Here is a 14,467-nt window from a genome sequence, read left to right as displayed (position 1 = left end):
CACAGGGGCTGGCCCGCACATCCGCATCACCACCGGGAGACACGCCCCGTGCGCCAGCGGCGCCGCAGACATGGATCAGCGCGACTCCTTGATCAGGCGACTGCGTACGGACTGGATCGGCCGTGCGTTCATCGGGTACAGACGCGAGAAGATCGCGATCTGTTCGGCCGCGATCGGCTGGGGCTGCTTCATGACCATCCACAGCACGCCCTCGCTGCACGGCGGCGTGGTCAACGACCCCATGTAAGTGTAGTAGCTACGGTTTTCCGGCAGGAACTGGTTCAGATCGATGCTGACCCCTTCCGGCGAATAGTCGGCATTCTTTTCAAGCGGCAGGTTGTTCCACAAGGTCTGAATCAACGCATTCGCCTTGCCGCGCTCCAGCAGCACTGCGACCACCGCCAGCCGGCCGTCCAGGTCCTTGTGCACCAGATGCACCACCATGTCGAAACCGCGCCCATTGACCCGCTCTTCCGACGGCCGATGAAAATGGAACTGGACGAGGTCGTAGACACGCCCCATCACCGACATTGTGTTGCCCTGGCCAAGGTTAACTTGGATGGTGTGGCCATTGTCCACGATGCGGAAGTTGGACGGATGGTAATCAAACTGGATGGGCTCCAGATCCACCTTGATGCCTTCGCGGATATCGATCGGCGACTGCCGCTCGCCACTGCCGCACAGCTGCCACTCGGGCTTGAGGGAACCCCAGTTCGGTGGGCCGTTGTCCCCCTCATAACTCCAGTGGATCTCGTGGTGTGCCAGCGCGACGGGGCGCGGAGACTCGGCATACTGCACCGGAGCCCGTGCGACGCGCGGCCGTGGGCGCGGCGCCGGAATGTAGACCGGCACCCGTTGCACCTCCGGTGGCGGTGCCTCGGCACGCACTGGTTTTTCGGCCGCCTCGCCCTTGGGGGCCGCAGGCTTCTCGATGAAATTCTTCTTGATCGGCAGCGTGATCTCGTCCGCATGCTCACCCTTGCCCTCAGCGACCTGAGTCGTCACGGGTTTCTCGGCCCCTTTGGTTGGCCGATAGTCTGCCGACCGTAGTTCAGGCTTGCCGGCCTGGGCAGTCTGGGCAGCCCTGGACGCAGTCTTGGCGAGTCGGGAAATATCAGCCACCCCGCCTGCGGGCTTGCAGACATCGCGCCACAGCCGCTCGTCCACGCTGCCCGGCGCGACCGGCATGTCCTTCTCGACCTTGACCTTCTCGTCCTTGATGACCATCGCGTCGGCGTCCAAATAGACGCGCTTGACGGTGGCAAAGGTCTGGTTGCGGCAGTCGTAGCGATTCAGCGCCTTCACCGACGCATAGCCTGCCGCAACAGCCTCCGCGTCGGACAGCACAATCCGCCCCCACGCCACCTTGGTGCCGGGGTCGGATTGCAGGATGCTGGCGCGGTCGAGTTCAATGGTCCGCTTCTTGTCGGACGCGACAGTCTGCCAGTCGGCCGCCAGGGCGGACGTCATGCCGGCGAAAGCCAGCAGGGCTACAGCAAGGGGTCGCATGCGTTGGCGCATGGTTGCGTCTCCGGGAAATATGCGTGGCCACTGGATGGCCAATTGCTACCTATTTCGGCCGTAACAACCCAAACCTTTAGGCATGGCGCCATTCCCGTCGAATTCCGTCCCTGCAGCCCACTGCCCCCAACGCTGCGGTATCGACAGAAAATCCCGCCAAATCTTGCGTTTACCTATGGCTTCCAGTACTTTGCCGTCACAAACGTTAGGGGTGCCGTGGCGCTTGATCGCCCGGCTGAGAATTACCCTCCGAACCTGATCCGGGTCGTGCCGGCGTAGGGAAACGTGGCTCCTGCCGCCTTTCCCTCTTCCGGCGGCCCTCCCCCAAAGGAGCCTCCATGAACGCCACCGACAAATTCCTCGCCTCGTCCGCCCACGTGGACGAAGCGGCCGTTGCGCCGCTGCCCAATTCCCGCAAGATCCACGTCGAAGGCAGCCGCCCGGACATCCAGGTGCCGATGCGCGAAGTCTCCCAGGCCGACACGCCCACGGGTTTTGGTGGGGAGAAGAACCCGCCGATCTTCGTCTACGACTGTTCCGGCCCCTACACCGACCCGACCGCCCGCATCGACATCCGCTCCGGCCTGCCGGCCCTGCGCCAGGGCTGGATCGAGGAACGCGGCGACACCGAAGTGCTCGCCGACCTGTCCTCCGAGTTCGGCCGCGCCCGCGCCTTGGATTCCAAACTCGATGAGCTGCGCTTCCCCGGCCTGCACAGGAAGCCGCGCCGCGCACTGCCCGGCAAGAACGTCTCCCAGATGCACTACGCCCGCCAGGGGATCATCACGCCGGAGATGGAGTTCGTCGCCATCCGCGAGAACGTCAACCGTCAGGCCTACATCGACAGCCTGCGCGCCACCGGCCCGCAGGGCGAGAAGATGGCCGCACTGCTGACCCGCCAGCACAAGGGCCAGGACTTCGGCGCCAGCATCCCCGGCGAGATCTCCCCCGAGTTCGTGCGTTCCGAAGTCGCCCGCGGCCGCGCCATCATCCCCAACAACATCAACCACCCCGAGTCCGAGCCGATGATCATCGGCCGCAACTTCCTGGTGAAGATCAACGCCAACATCGGCAACTCGGCGCTCGGCTCCTCCATCAACGAGGAAGTGGACAAAATGACCTGGGCTACCCGCTGGGGCGGCGACACGGTGATGGACCTGTCCACCGGCAAGAACATCCACGAAACCCGCGAGTGGATCATCCGCAATTCGCCCGTGCCGATCGGCACCGTGCCCATCTACCAGGCCCTCGAGAAGGTGGACGGCAAGGCCGAGGAGCTGACCTGGGAGATCTTCCGCGACACGCTGATCGAACAGGCCGAGCAGGGCGTCGACTACTTCACGATCCACGCCGGCGTGCTGCTGCGCTACATCCCGATGACCGCCAACCGCATGACCGGCATCGTCAGCCGCGGCGGCTCGATCATGGCCAAGTGGTGTCTGGCCCACCACAAGGAGAGCTTCCTCTACACGAACTTCGAGGAAATCTGCGAGATCATGAAGGCCTACGACGTGGCCTTCAGTCTCGGCGACGGCCTGCGCCCCGGTTCCATCTACGACGCCAACGACGCGGCACAGCTGGGCGAGCTGGAAACCCTCGGCGAGCTGACCGACATCGCCTGGAAGCACGACGTGCAGACCATCATCGAAGGCCCGGGCCACGTGCCGATGCACCTGATCAAGGAGAACATGGACCTGCAGCTGAAGCACTGCAAGGAAGCCCCGTTCTACACCCTTGGCCCGCTGACCACCGACATCGCCCCCGGCTACGACCACATCACCAGCGGCATCGGCGCCGCGATGATCGGCTGGTACGGCACCGCCATGCTGTGCTACGTGACCCCCAAGGAGCACCTGGGCCTGCCGGACAAGAACGATGTGAAGGAAGGCATCATCACCTACAAGCTGGCCGCCCACGCCGCCGACCTCGCCAAGGGCCACCCGGGCGCGCAGATCCGCGACAACGCACTGTCCAAGGCCCGTTACGAGTTCCGCTGGGACGACCAGTTCAACCTGGGCCTGGACCCGGACAAGGCCAAGAGCTTCCACGACGAGACCCTGCCGAAGGAGTCCGCCAAGGTGGCCCACTTCTGCTCCATGTGCGGCCCGCACTTCTGCTCGATGAAGATCACCCAGGACGTGCGCGACTTCGCGGCGAAGCAGGGTATCGGCGAAGAGGAAGCGCTCAGCAAGGGCATGGAGACCAAGGCCGTCGAGTTCGTGAAGAGCGGCGCGGAGATCTACCAGAAGGTCTGATCCATCCGGAAACGGCCTGAGCAGGGCCTGACCCGCGCCAGCCAAGCGAGGGTCAGGCCCTCATTCCATCCCGGCGGTGTAGCATCCGCGCATACCTTTTCTCCGGACACCTTCGATGAACCTGGAAAAAGTCATTTTCGGCTTCTTCATCGTCTTTGCCGCCACGCTGAACTTCGGTTTCTTCATCGGCGAACTCGACAACCCGGTTCACCACGACATCTACGAGCTATTCGCGGCGATCGTCGTCAACCTGATCGCCACGGTGCTCAAGTTCGGCGACCGGACGCAGATCGGCGCCGTGCACCTGGCGACCAGCCTAGTGGCAGACCTGCAGTTGCTGGCCGCTGCGATGGTGTGGGGCTACGCGACCCATGTGGCCGGCACGGGAGTCACCGCCGCCAGCATGTCGAGCATCGTCTCCCTGTCCGGCGGAGCACTGTTCGCCAACGTGATATCGGTGATCATCCTCATCGCCGAAACGATCATGCAACGGCGCTGACCCAAGTGCTGGACCGCACACCCGCCAGCACGATCTTCTTGGTCCTGCGCCGCCTGCGGGCGCCGCTGCTGACCCTGATCGTGATCTTCGCGGTGTCGGTCCTCGGGCTGACGCTGGTTCCTGGCCCACCCGACGCGCAGGGCGTACCGCAGCGGATGAGCTTCTTCCACGCCACCTATTTCCTCAGCTACACCGCCACGACGATCGGCTTCGGGGAGATCCCCTACGCCTTCTCGGAACAGCAACGGCTGTGGGTGACCGTCTGCATCTACCTGTCGGTCATCGGCTGGGCCTACACCCTCGGCACCGTGTTCGCGATGCTGCAGGACAAGAACTTCCTCAACGCCCTGGCGGTGCAGCGCTTCGCACGCCAGGTGCGGCGCCTGCGAGAGGCCTTCTTCCTGGTCTGCGGCTATGGCGAAACCGGCCACCTGATCTGCCAGGCCCTCGACGAGATGGGCTACCGGGCGGTCGTCATCGATAACGATGAAGGCAAGATCGCCGACCTGGAGCTACAGAGCTACTCCGCCGACATGCCGGCCCTGTGCGCCGACGCCGGCGTACCGGACACCCTGATCTTCGCCGGCCTCACCAAGCCCCAGTGCCGCGGCGTCATTGCGCTGACCGATCACGACCCGACCAACCTGGCGATCGCCATCGCCGCGCGCCTGCTGGCCCCGTCCGTCCCCGCCCTGTGCCGGGCCGAGCACGCAGACACCGCGGCCAACATGGCGTCCTTCGGCACTCGCCACATCATCAACCCCTTCGAGAAGTTCGGCGAGTACATGGCCCTGGCCCTGCGCTCCCCGTCCGCCTACCACCTGCTGCTGTGGCTGACCGGCCTGCCCGGCACCACGGTGACGCGCCACCGGGAACCGCCGCGGGGCAAATGGGTGTTGTGCGGCTATGGCAGTTTCGGCAAGGTCATGGCGACCACCCTCGAGAAGGCCGACCTACCGCTGACGATCATCGACAAGAAGGTCTTCGTCGATCCGCCGCGCGTCGGCGTGAAGGGCGACGGCGCCTGCGGCGACGCGCTGGGCAACGCCGGCATCGGCGACGCTGTCGGCATCGTGGCGGCCACCGGCAACGACATCGACAACCTGTCCATCGTCGTCACCGCCCGCACGCTGAACCCCGGCCTGTTTACGGTGCTGCGCCAGAACCAGGTTGCCAACCGGACCTTGTTCAATGCCGTGGGCGCGGATTTCTCGGTCGTCCCCAGCGAGATCGTCGCCCATGAATGCCTCGCCACGCTGACGACCCCCTTGCTGTCCCTGTTCCTCGATGCCGTCAGGCAGGCCGGCGATGCGTGGGCAAGCTCCGTACTCGAACAGCTCACCGGCAAACTCGGCTGGACCGTACCCGCAGTGTGGAGCGTGAAGCTGAACCTCGCCCAAGCCCCCGCGCTGCACCGCCTGCTGATGCATGGCGGCACGGCCCCCAGCCTCGCCGACGTCCTCAAGGCGCCGCTTACCGACCGTCCGGATCTGGGCTGCATCCCCCTGCTGCTGGCCCGGGACGGCCAGCCCCCGCAGTTGCTGCCGGACCTCGACCAGACCTTGCAGCCCGGTGATCATCTGCTGTTCGCCGGCCGCGAAAGTGCACGCAAGGAACTTGGCCTCACACTGTTCAACGAGCACAGCCTACGCTTCGTGCTGACCGGACGGGACAGCCCCGGCGGCCTGATCTGGGAATGGCTGGCCAGGCGACGTCGCCCGGATTCCGCGGAGACACGCTAGAATGCCGGCAGATAGCACAACAGCATTTTCCGCATGAGAACTACCCCAATCCTCCCGCCGAGATTGTCGCGCGCGACTTTCGTTCTGTCGCTGATCGTCATCTTCACCATGGCGATGATCCCGCTGCCCGAGGCACTCAACGCCTTCTCCTTCCAGGACAAGCTGGAGCACTGCTCCGCCTTCCTGGTGCTGATGCTGCTCGGCTGGAGCGGCTGGCCCAGCCGTCTGTGGTCCATTGCCATCGGCCTGCTGCTGTATGGCGTGCTCATCGAACTGGCCCAGCACTTCTTCACGCTTAACCGGGTGGGTGATCCGTGGGATGTGGTCGCCGACTCCAGCGGGCTGGTCATCGGCGCAGGACTGATCCGCCTGCGCGGCCATCGCGACACCTCCATGGCCTGATCATGCCTCCACGCAAACCTACAGCACCACAGATCCAGCACTACGAACAGGTTCCGCCTTATCTAACCAAGGACGGCTCCGAGATCCGGGAACTGATGCACCCCGCGGTCCACGGCAACGCGGCCCAGAGTCTGGCCGAGGCCACGGTACCGGTCGGCACACGGACGCTGCTGCACCGCCATCACCTGACTGAAGAGCTCTACCACATCACCGCCGGCAGCGGCCTGATGACCCTCGGCGACCATCAGTTCCCGGTAATAGTAGGCGACACGATCTGCATCCCGCCCGGCACGCCCCACCGCATCGAAGCCAACGGCGACGACGCGCTGCGCATCCTGTGCTGCTGCTCGCCAGCCTATACCCACGACGACACGGAAATTCTCGAGGACTGACCAGCGCCAGCGGGATTCATCGACTCGGCGAACCAGCTGCACGCCGCGGTCAGCTCAGCTATTCCGTCAGGCCGGCAGACTTGAACAGATCGATGGTCGCGTTTTCGGTCAGGGTCTGCGTTGCATCGGCACAGTCGACGGATGCCATCCTGCCTTGCGGCAGACGCACGAGGATCGACGTCTGCCCCTTCAGATCCTCACTGATCGCATAGTGGTAGGCTCCGCGCTCGAACTCCAGGTTCGCCCCATGGGCCAACAGCCCAAACCTGAAATGGCCGCGCGGGTGGATCAGCCCGCCAGGAAAGCGGAACTCCAGCCTCGACGGCCGGCCGGCCCGGTACTGGAGATAGCTGTCCTGCGCCCCCAGATTCGTGGATGCACACAGGGAGTAGTACTTCGTGCCGGCGCGGCAAGACCAGACCGCTCTCTCGCCCCCACGGCACAGATTGCCTGCGTCCGCGATGACGCCAGCACTCCACGCCACGGCTGCGACACCCAACAGGAAGGACAGCATGCGCATCGTTGAAAAACTCCGGATGAGGACCAGGCCCCGTGTCGCGGCATCTTATCAAGCGCATGCCATACCGCCACATCCTCTGCCACCGGACGTCCTCTCGATGGGGATACTTGCGCGGACGAGGCCAGCGCCATTCCAGCCGCGCGCTTGCAAAGACGAGACCGCGGGCTATAACGGAGAGGCGCTACGCCACCTGCATCGATAGCCCGGCCCCTTTGCCACTTGTCCCACGCTTCAACGGCAGCCCCACGGAGAATGAGCATGCTGACCGCCGACACGCTGAAGAAGGTCTTTCCCCTCTGCCCCAATCCCGATGCCTGGGCCGCAGCGCTCGCCCCAGCACTGTCCAAATACGAGATCAACACCCGCGACCGCATCTGCAGCTTCCTTGCCCAGACCGGACACGAGTCGGGGCAGTTCCGGAACCTCGTCGAATCACTGAACTACAGTGCAGCAAGACTGGTGAAGGTCTGGCCCAAGCGCTTCCCCACCCTCGACGCCGCGACTCCTTATGCGCAAAACGAGCAGAAACTGGGCAACTTCGTCTATGCCAACCGGCTCGGCAATGGTGACGTGAACAGCGGCGACGGCTTCCACTACCGTGGCCGGGGCCTCATCCAACTCACCGGCCGGAGCAACTACGCTGCGGCAGGCAAGGCCATCGGTGCCGATCTGGTCGGTAATCCGGAATTCCTTCAACAACCCGTGTATGCCGTGCTCAGTGCCGCCTGGTTCTGGCAGAGCCACGGGCTCAACGCCCTCGCCGACGACAAGACGGACGATGACGACCTGGAGGACTTCCGGGAGATCACCCGCCGCATCAACGGCGGCTTCGTCGGCGTCCAGGAACGGTTCACGCTCTACAAGCAGATCGAAGCACTCTTGTGAGTGCACACATGCAGGGGGACACCTGAAAGACGCTCCGGGGCTGTCTATAGTGGGCTTACAGGCCTTGCACAGCGCATTGGCGCACCGCGCCTTTCCACAAGGCCCCAGGCCCGCTTCCGGAGGAGTGCATCATGGCTGCTGCAGACTTCGGCTTCCTGCGCATCAAGGTCATCGCATTGGCCGTCACCGACAAACACCGCGCTCACCGCTTCTACAGCGAGACTTTGGGCCTCGAACCGGCTTACGAAGGCACGCAGAAGGTCGGCTATTTCCTCGGCACGACGATCCTGATGCTCAAATCCGGCTGGTACGGCGCCCCCACTGACCAGCCCAACCCCCGCATCACCATCGCCACGGCCCACGCGCCAGATACCGCCGCCGCCCTGACCGCCCGCGGCGTCCGCATCTCCGACCCGGTCCAGACCTACGACGATGGCTTCAATGTCGGCAGCTTCCTCGACAGCGAAGGAAACAAACTGTGGTTCTGCTCACAGGCCGTGACTAACGAGACAGGCAAGACGTCGATTGAAGGCTCGATCTTCCGGCAGAAACGCACCTCCTCGCCATTCGTCGAGCTCAGAAAGGGCTGCTGCGCGCCAACGATCTGAGCGCGATCGACGTGCCACGCATCGTCCTGACTCGCCTTAAGATGGTGCAGATGTCCGAAGAAGTCTACGCCAGCGGAATTGAGGAGCATCTTCACGATGGCGTGACGCTGTGCACCACGAGCGTGGCCAAGACGGTGGCCGACGACTGCTTCAAGCACCACAACAAGATCGGTCCGGACGTAGCGCTGGAAGCCCTGAAGGACGCGCGGGCCAGCAGCAAGGCATCGGTGGATGAAATCTGGCGCTTCGCCAAAATCTGCCGTGTTGCCAACGTGATGCGCCCCTACCTGGAGAGCATCGCAACTTGTTGACAGGCGCACATCGTGCGACGATTTTGCGATGAGCATGAAAGACGCTCCGATTTCCTACGACGCCGACCGCCGCGACGGTTGCGTGAAGCGGCTGCTCGACCGATTCACAGTTGTGCGAATATGCAGCGGGGAACGGCTTTGTGCTGGTTTCGAAGGATGATGACTTCCAGGCACTCGTCGCTGCGCGCGGGCATAGACCGAAGCTCATCCGACTTGCCCTGGGCAACGTCACCAATGATCAAGTGCTAACTGTACTGCTGGGTGTCGTCGATCGATCCTAAGGCAGCCCTACCAGACGCCGATTAACGCCGAACTTTACAATTTGGCTCGAACAACATATCCGAAACTGAGCAAGGGGAATGCACGCTCGACGACGCGTATCGATTTCTCGACGCCCTGCACGAACAACTTTCTGGCCCCTTGAGAACCAAGGATCATCTCGGTCGCAAAGAAATGGTAAGGAATGATGGTCCAGTCGGCGAACTGCGCCCGCATGCACAGGGTGTTCAAGATCTTGAAACTGAAATTGTGAATATGATCATGGTGCTGGACTTCGCGACCCACGGCCCCCATCAGCGTGTTGGCAAAGCACGCTCCATTCGGCGTCGAAAACAGAAATTCCTTACCTTCGAATACTGACTTAACATTCCTGAAGAATGTCAGTGGCGATTCGATATGCTCGATAAATTCGCCTGCGACGATAACATCGAACGGCTCGCCATGAAGGATGCGCGGGTCAATATTTATCCCATCACCCCTGTAGATCATGGAACGATCGCTTGTGCGCAGGCCAGCGTCTGGAATTTTGCTGGAATTATCGACGCCAACGACTCTTCTCGCGACCTTCGCGAGTCGGCCGTGCAGCCAATAGTCGGTGTCTCGCTTCTGCAGCGCGGTCTCATCGAAGCATCCGACGTCCAACACCACTTTGTCGCGACATCGCGATTCAATGAATTCCAACCGGTCCACCGGTCGGCCGACCGACAGCTTCTCCAGCGTTTCATATCGAATCATGTATCCCAAGTGATCACCCCGATCGCACAGCCGCAGCGTCCTTAAAGCCCTAATGGCCTGACTCCGGCCGACCCGACTTGCAATTATCTGCGGAGCACAAGGGCCAACAGAGTGCTAATCAGTCGAGAATAAAGTCCGACAGAGCAGAGCACAAGGGCCAACGGAGTGCCAAGCAGGCAAGGATAAAGCCCGACAGAGAAATGGTCGGGTACTCCTGGCGCACGAACTCGCTGAACGTTGGCATGCCCTTCACGCGGTCACGGTCTTCCAGCGGATCCCCACCGCGATCGACGATGGCGCGCATCTCCAGCGCGAGCCTGCCAACATCCAGTAGCAGATTGACATGGTCGTCTCGTGCGTCAAGTTGGGCAACAATCCCGCGCTAGGCAACAACGCTCGCCGCAACTACTTGCTCAGCGTCCACGCGGATTCTGCGAGACCTGGAGGAGATAGGCAGGCTACCGCCCAGCCAGGATTTGAGGGATTTTTTTGCGAAGGAACTTGCCAAGTTGGACGGAAACGAAGCCCTTCACGGCCAAGCTGGCACCTAGCCCTGCGAACGCGTCCTCTCCGCTCTGCCACGGCAGACCCGACAATCTCTCGGGCCGCGGACTTTTGCTTACGTGAACGCAAAAACGCCGACCACATGGATCGGCGTTTTTACTTGAATTACTTGGTGGCCAGTCGCGGAATCGAACCACGGACACGCGGATTTTCAAGGCATAAACGCCTTTTATCCTCAGCGCAACCCAACGCAACAAAACGATTAATCAAGCACTTAGGCGCACCCGACCGCAGTTAAGCGCAACCAATCACGGACGGCCCCGACAGAAAAATATCAGAAACAGCCAGTGGCTGAAGCATAGCATGCACCCGACCTGGGGCAATGACCCTTCTGTACAACAAGGCTCTCGCCGGCCAAAAATCCCCCTTGAACGGACGTTGCCTATACACCTGCATTCAAACCCCACTAAGGAATGCAGCATGCCTAAAGCACGCCCCCGCAACGACAGCGCCTCCATCACTCCTGTGCCAACCCGGCCCCCCCAGGTTGCGGAGTTACTCGACAAGGCGAGCTTGTGCAAACGTCTCAACATTTCACCCCGCACCATCGAGAATATGGTGAAAGCCGGCACTTTCCCGCCTCCCGTTCGCGTGGGCAAGTACGTCTACTGGAGCGAAGTTGCAGTTTGCACCTGGCAGCGCCGACTGTTTGCGGCTCAAGAAGCTTGGAGCATGTACTGAGAAATTTTCGAAAAAATAAAGTATGAATCGCTATACGGTACTCACTTATCTTTTCGGAGTACCGCATGCCGCTTCATCCGCTCGACCTGACCTGGGCGCTCACGGCGCCCTTGCCACCTCTCGATTTCATTCTTCCCGGCCTGTTGCCTGGAAGCTTTGGTCTCATCGTAGCCCCAGGCGCGACGGGTAAATCCCAGCTTGCTTTGGATATAGCTGCATCCCTGGCCCTCGGGCGGGCGGTGGCCAGCGGGCTCTTCCCTGCGGTTCAACCGAGTAAGGTCGTTTTCCTGGCTGGAGAAGAATCCGACCGCCTGCTTGCTGAGCGCATCCGTACTCTGCTTCGACTTGACGAACAGGGTGACCCCAGCCTTTACGACAACCTCGTGCTCCTGCCGATGGCCGGCGAGTCCTGCACCTTACTCAACGGCGGCCGACCGACCGCGCTTTACGACGAACTCCGGACCATGGCCCAAGGAGCGCGACTCGTCATCATCGACCCGCTGCGCCGCATGCACGGCGGCGATGAGAACAACAGCTCAGATATGACTCGGTTCGTCGTCGCCATGGAACAACTTGCCAAGGGGACAGGCGCAGCCGTGGTCGGCCTGCACCACGCCAACCGGGCGTCCGCCGCGGATACCTCATCCCAGAACGCCGCGCGTGGCTCCAGCGCCTTGGTCGATGGTGCCCGGTGGCAGCTCAATCTCTCGAGGATGGACGAAAAGACCGCCGACCAGCACATGATTTCCGAAGCCGAGCGCCCGAACTACGTCGCCCTCGATTTCGCCAAAACGAACTATCTGCCGCCTCGCCCCCGCTGCTGGCTCAAGCGTGGCCCCGCTGGCCGGTTCTCACTCGTGCAACTGCCGATGTCAGCGCCCAAGGGCCGGGCAGTCGGCGGGGCACGGCTACTTTCCACCTAAATAGGAGAGCCCCGGCCTGCGCATGAGGACAACCATCGGGGATTTTGCAGCATCAGGACACATTTGAAGTAACGCACCGCCGGGGCGCAAGCCCCGATGGATACATCCACAATCTTCCAAGCCCGGCTTCCACACCGGCCCTACTGTTCCGACGACCTGAGTCACGGCCTGATTGTCCGTCCGGCTGCTACTGCTCTGCGGCACCGGCACCTGCAGCCGAACGCGCCGCTTGAAACAGCCTGGCTGGTCTTCGACCTTGACTACCCCGGCGCTGCCTTCGCCTGGGAGAAAAGTAACTTGCCGTCGCCCACGCTGACCGTCAGCAACCCGGAGAACGGCCATGCACATCTGTTCTACGGTCTTACGACTCCGGTTGGGATGAGCGATGCCGCGCGAGACGCCCCCATCCGCTATGCGGCGGCAGTCCAAGCGGCCTTCCTCGTGAAGCTCTGCGCCGACCCCGGCTACGCTGGCCTCATCGCCAAGAACCCGTTTCACGATGCCTGGCGGGCGCTTTGGGTTCAGCACCTCTACGACCTTGGGGAACTGGCCGATTACGTCAATCTGCCCAAACACCGACCACAGCGTGAGGCGCTGGGGCTCGGCCGCAACTGCATGTTGTTCGACGAACTTCGCGCCTGGGCCTATCAGTGGGTGCGCCAGTACAAGCGGAACGATGCTAAAGCAGAGCAGTGGCTTCGGGCCGTCGTCGGCCAGGCTGAGCGGCTCAACGCCTTCCCTGTGCCGCTGGCCTTCAACGAAGTGAAGGCTATTGCCAAGAGTATCGCTCGGTGGACCTGGCGGAACTTCAGCGATGCGGCGTTCTCTGCCGTCCAGTCTGCGCGCGGCAAGCTCGGCGGCCGTCCTGCCAGCACGACCCTCAACGGCGCCCCGTGGGAGGAGCAAGGTATCAGCCGCGCGACGTACTATCGTCGCCAGAGCGGACTACTTGTGCCTGAAGGCAAGGAGCAGTGAGACAAAAGCCATATCAGATAACAGCGCCCACCCGCCCAGAGCGGTGGGGTGCGCCTTCGACCCCATAAAAAAACAAGAGGGGGCCGGCGACGCGTCCCCCTTGCCTCACGGTTTGATTTTTACCGTGATGAAAAAATAACGTGCAGAGCGGTGCCGACCCAAGCCGCTCCCCATGCCCTTGACTATGAAAACGATATGTCCTCGAATCTGTATAGCGACGTTTCAAAGGATACGAGCGCATCGATGTGATTTTTTTTCCAACCTGCCGCTGCCAGGTCCCGGCACAGCTTTTCCCGAAAAGCCTTGGTGCAGACGAACAGCACCTTTCCCCACCGGAATCCGTCGCTCAGTAGCTCTGGACCCGACGGACGGAATGCGTCGCGGCTGACCGAGCCTAGCCATTGCAACAGATGCGCGTAGTCCTTCGCGTTTTTGCGGCTACGCTCGACCTCAACCCACCAGACCTGACTATTGCCGCGCACGAGCACATCGGGCCTCTTGCCCGCGATACCTGGCTCGCCACCCAGCCAGAGCCCTTGAGCAATCTCGCGCTCAGTGGCTACCCGAAAGCCCTCGATGATGGCGCCGACGGCAATCTCGTTCGCGATGCAACGATGCCTGTAATGGGCGGTGCTGAACGTGCGCATTAGGTCCTTGCCCGTCGCTGCCGCTACGCCGATTTGCTGGAGCGCTCGGGCACCCGCTTCGGCTAGCGCATAAATCACACTCCCATCCGGCGCCCGGCAGCTCAACACCTGGCGCTTCTCGCGCAGTCGGCGCAAGGTGCGCTGTGCCATACGCAGGCCGGCCGCCGTTGGCTCCGCAGGCTTCAGGCTTGGCACCCCGGCGGGGCTCCGTGCCCACCGCTGCCACACCAGGGCAGCCAGGTCGCGGGTGCGCAGCCAGCCGAAGCGGTGCAAGGCACGCATGACATTCAACTCATTTTCACGGGCTAACGCCCGTCCATCCTTGGTCTTCACGGGTTATCTCTCCTGTGTCGTGATAACCCGTATAGCGACGACTCCCCCATTCGTTTGCCGCTACGACGCGGGATGAACGGGAGAGACGAACGGCCGCCTTGCGGCCGAGGGGCACCATAGCCTTTCCTTCCCTGAACGGTCAGCCGTCTATTTGTGCGGCTGGACGCCTCCCATGCCCCCAAAAGGCAAGGGGCG

Annotated in this window: 16 protein-coding genes, 1 pseudogene and 1 riboswitch; of the genes and pseudogenes, 12 read left to right on the top strand and 5 right to left on the bottom strand. The window is 62.4% G+C overall.

The features are described 5' to 3' along the window. Window positions 1–75: 75 nt before the first annotated feature. Window positions 76–1,521 carry a carbonic anhydrase gene (locus AC1PPK_RS07925; RefSeq protein ID WP_481117294.1) on the bottom strand — a complete coding sequence of 482 codons (1,446 nt, stop codon included), beginning with the start codon at window positions 1,519–1,521 and terminating at the stop codon, window positions 76–78. Between the two features lie 197 nt (window positions 1,522–1,718). Next, window positions 1,719–1,820: riboswitch (TPP riboswitch) on the top strand. A gap of 39 nt (window positions 1,821–1,859) precedes the next feature. On the opposite strand from AC1PPK_RS07925, the gene thiC reads away from it, so the two are divergent. The 5 genes from thiC to AC1PPK_RS07900 all read left to right on the top strand — a co-directional run bounded on the left by thiC (window position 1,860) and on the right by AC1PPK_RS07900 (window position 6,811). Then, window positions 1,860–3,776, top strand: coding sequence for a phosphomethylpyrimidine synthase ThiC (gene thiC, locus AC1PPK_RS07920; RefSeq protein WP_481117293.1), 1,917 nt, complete (start codon window positions 1,860–1,862; stop codon window positions 3,774–3,776). Between the two features lie 115 nt (window positions 3,777–3,891). Beyond that, window positions 3,892–4,275, top strand: coding sequence for a DUF6394 family protein (locus tag AC1PPK_RS07915; RefSeq protein ID WP_481117292.1), 384 nt, complete (start codon window positions 3,892–3,894; stop codon window positions 4,273–4,275). Between the two features lie 5 nt (window positions 4,276–4,280). Next, the gene (locus AC1PPK_RS07910; RefSeq protein WP_481117291.1) at window positions 4,281–6,017 is read left to right on the top strand and encodes an NAD-binding protein; all 1,737 of its coding nucleotides are present in this window, start codon (window positions 4,281–4,283) and stop codon (window positions 6,015–6,017) included. 33 nt (window positions 6,018–6,050) lie between these two features. Continuing rightward, entirely contained in the window at window positions 6,051–6,419 is a 369-nt protein-coding gene (locus AC1PPK_RS07905; RefSeq protein WP_481117290.1) for a VanZ family protein, read from the top strand. Between the two features lie 2 nt (window positions 6,420–6,421). After that, window positions 6,422–6,811 (top strand): cupin domain-containing protein, encoded by a 390-nt coding sequence (locus AC1PPK_RS07900; protein WP_481117289.1) that lies wholly within the window; start codon window positions 6,422–6,424, stop codon window positions 6,809–6,811. A gap of 58 nt (window positions 6,812–6,869) precedes the next feature. Here the strand turns inward: AC1PPK_RS07900 and AC1PPK_RS07895 are convergent, their stop codons facing one another. Then, complete coding sequence (locus tag AC1PPK_RS07895) at window positions 6,870–7,331, bottom strand: hypothetical protein (RefSeq protein WP_481117288.1); 462 nt, start codon at window positions 7,329–7,331, stop codon at window positions 6,870–6,872. A gap of 258 nt (window positions 7,332–7,589) precedes the next feature. Here AC1PPK_RS07895 and AC1PPK_RS07890 point away from each other — a divergent pair, with 258 nt between their 5' ends. The 4 genes and pseudogenes from AC1PPK_RS07890 to AC1PPK_RS07875 form a co-directional block, all read left to right on the top strand. Beyond that, entirely contained in the window at window positions 7,590–8,216 is a 627-nt protein-coding gene (locus AC1PPK_RS07890) for a glycoside hydrolase family 19 protein (RefSeq protein WP_481117287.1), read from the top strand. A gap of 131 nt (window positions 8,217–8,347) precedes the next feature. After that, a complete protein-coding gene (locus tag AC1PPK_RS07885; protein ID WP_481117286.1) occupies window positions 8,348–8,824 on the top strand; it encodes a VOC family protein in 477 nt (158 codons plus the stop codon). Between the two features lie 50 nt (window positions 8,825–8,874). Continuing rightward, window positions 8,875–9,135, top strand: coding sequence for a type IV toxin-antitoxin system AbiEi family antitoxin domain-containing protein (locus tag AC1PPK_RS07880; RefSeq protein ID WP_481117285.1), 261 nt, complete (start codon window positions 8,875–8,877; stop codon window positions 9,133–9,135). Between the two features lie 104 nt (window positions 9,136–9,239). Further along, window positions 9,240–9,416: pseudogene (locus tag AC1PPK_RS07875) on the top strand (DUF5615 family PIN-like protein); the annotation flags it as partial. A gap of 34 nt (window positions 9,417–9,450) precedes the next feature. Here the strand turns inward: AC1PPK_RS07875 and AC1PPK_RS07870 are convergent. Further along, on the bottom strand, window positions 9,451–10,149 hold the full coding sequence (locus tag AC1PPK_RS07870) for a class I SAM-dependent methyltransferase (protein WP_481117284.1): 699 nt from the start codon (window positions 10,147–10,149) through the stop codon (window positions 9,451–9,453). A gap of 118 nt (window positions 10,150–10,267) precedes the next feature. Next, on the bottom strand, window positions 10,268–10,453 hold the full coding sequence (locus tag AC1PPK_RS07865; protein ID WP_481117283.1) for a hypothetical protein: 186 nt from the start codon (window positions 10,451–10,453) through the stop codon (window positions 10,268–10,270). Window positions 10,454–11,133: 680 nt separating this feature from the next. Between AC1PPK_RS07865 and AC1PPK_RS07860 the strand changes: the two genes are divergently transcribed. The 3 genes from AC1PPK_RS07860 (at window position 11,134) to AC1PPK_RS07850 (ending at window position 13,292) form a co-directional block, all read left to right on the top strand. Next, complete coding sequence (locus tag AC1PPK_RS07860) at window positions 11,134–11,394, top strand: helix-turn-helix transcriptional regulator (RefSeq protein ID WP_481117282.1); 261 nt, start codon at window positions 11,134–11,136, stop codon at window positions 11,392–11,394. 65 nt (window positions 11,395–11,459) lie between these two features. Next, window positions 11,460–12,317, top strand: a complete 858-nt coding sequence (locus tag AC1PPK_RS07855) for a helicase RepA family protein (protein WP_481117281.1) — start codon at window positions 11,460–11,462, stop codon at window positions 12,315–12,317. Between the two features lie 96 nt (window positions 12,318–12,413). Then, on the top strand, window positions 12,414–13,292 hold the full coding sequence (locus AC1PPK_RS07850) for a replication initiation protein (RefSeq protein ID WP_481117280.1): 879 nt from the start codon (window positions 12,414–12,416) through the stop codon (window positions 13,290–13,292). 182 nt (window positions 13,293–13,474) lie between these two features. Here AC1PPK_RS07850 and AC1PPK_RS07845 read toward each other — a convergent pair whose 3' ends face one another. Further along, a complete protein-coding gene (locus AC1PPK_RS07845) occupies window positions 13,475–14,272 on the bottom strand; it encodes a hypothetical protein (protein WP_481117279.1) in 798 nt (265 codons plus the stop codon). Window positions 14,273–14,467: the final 195 nt, after the last annotated feature.

Source organism: Zoogloea sp. JDB1, assembly GCF_056724025.1.
This window is presented reverse-complemented; position numbering and strand designations above follow the sequence as displayed.

What these genes read in the sequence shown, in the direction of transcription:
- AC1PPK_RS07925 (WP_481117294.1), bottom strand. Translation starts at nt 1,521, where the DNA reads ATGCGCCAACGCATGCGACCCCTTGCTGTAGCCCTGCTGGCTTTCGCC.
- thiC (WP_481117293.1), top strand. Translation starts at nt 1,860, where the DNA reads ATGAACGCCACCGACAAATTCCTCGCCTCGTCCGCCCACGTGGACGAA.
- AC1PPK_RS07915 (WP_481117292.1), top strand. Translation starts at nt 3,892, where the DNA reads ATGAACCTGGAAAAAGTCATTTTCGGCTTCTTCATCGTCTTTGCCGCC.
- AC1PPK_RS07905 (WP_481117290.1), top strand. Translation starts at nt 6,051, where the DNA reads ATGAGAACTACCCCAATCCTCCCGCCGAGATTGTCGCGCGCGACTTTC.
- AC1PPK_RS07900 (WP_481117289.1), top strand. Translation starts at nt 6,422, where the DNA reads ATGCCTCCACGCAAACCTACAGCACCACAGATCCAGCACTACGAACAG.
- AC1PPK_RS07895 (WP_481117288.1), bottom strand. Translation starts at nt 7,331, where the DNA reads ATGCGCATGCTGTCCTTCCTGTTGGGTGTCGCAGCCGTGGCGTGGAGT.
- AC1PPK_RS07890 (WP_481117287.1), top strand. Translation starts at nt 7,590, where the DNA reads ATGCTGACCGCCGACACGCTGAAGAAGGTCTTTCCCCTCTGCCCCAAT.
- AC1PPK_RS07885 (WP_481117286.1), top strand. Translation starts at nt 8,348, where the DNA reads ATGGCTGCTGCAGACTTCGGCTTCCTGCGCATCAAGGTCATCGCATTG.
- AC1PPK_RS07880 (WP_481117285.1), top strand. Translation starts at nt 8,875, where the DNA reads ATGTCCGAAGAAGTCTACGCCAGCGGAATTGAGGAGCATCTTCACGAT.
- AC1PPK_RS07870 (WP_481117284.1), bottom strand. Translation starts at nt 10,149, where the DNA reads ATGATTCGATATGAAACGCTGGAGAAGCTGTCGGTCGGCCGACCGGTG.
- AC1PPK_RS07865 (WP_481117283.1), bottom strand. Translation starts at nt 10,453, where the DNA reads ATGCGCGCCATCGTCGATCGCGGTGGGGATCCGCTGGAAGACCGTGAC.
- AC1PPK_RS07860 (WP_481117282.1), top strand. Translation starts at nt 11,134, where the DNA reads ATGCCTAAAGCACGCCCCCGCAACGACAGCGCCTCCATCACTCCTGTG.
- AC1PPK_RS07855 (WP_481117281.1), top strand. Translation starts at nt 11,460, where the DNA reads ATGCCGCTTCATCCGCTCGACCTGACCTGGGCGCTCACGGCGCCCTTG.
- AC1PPK_RS07850 (WP_481117280.1), top strand. Translation starts at nt 12,414, where the DNA reads ATGGATACATCCACAATCTTCCAAGCCCGGCTTCCACACCGGCCCTAC.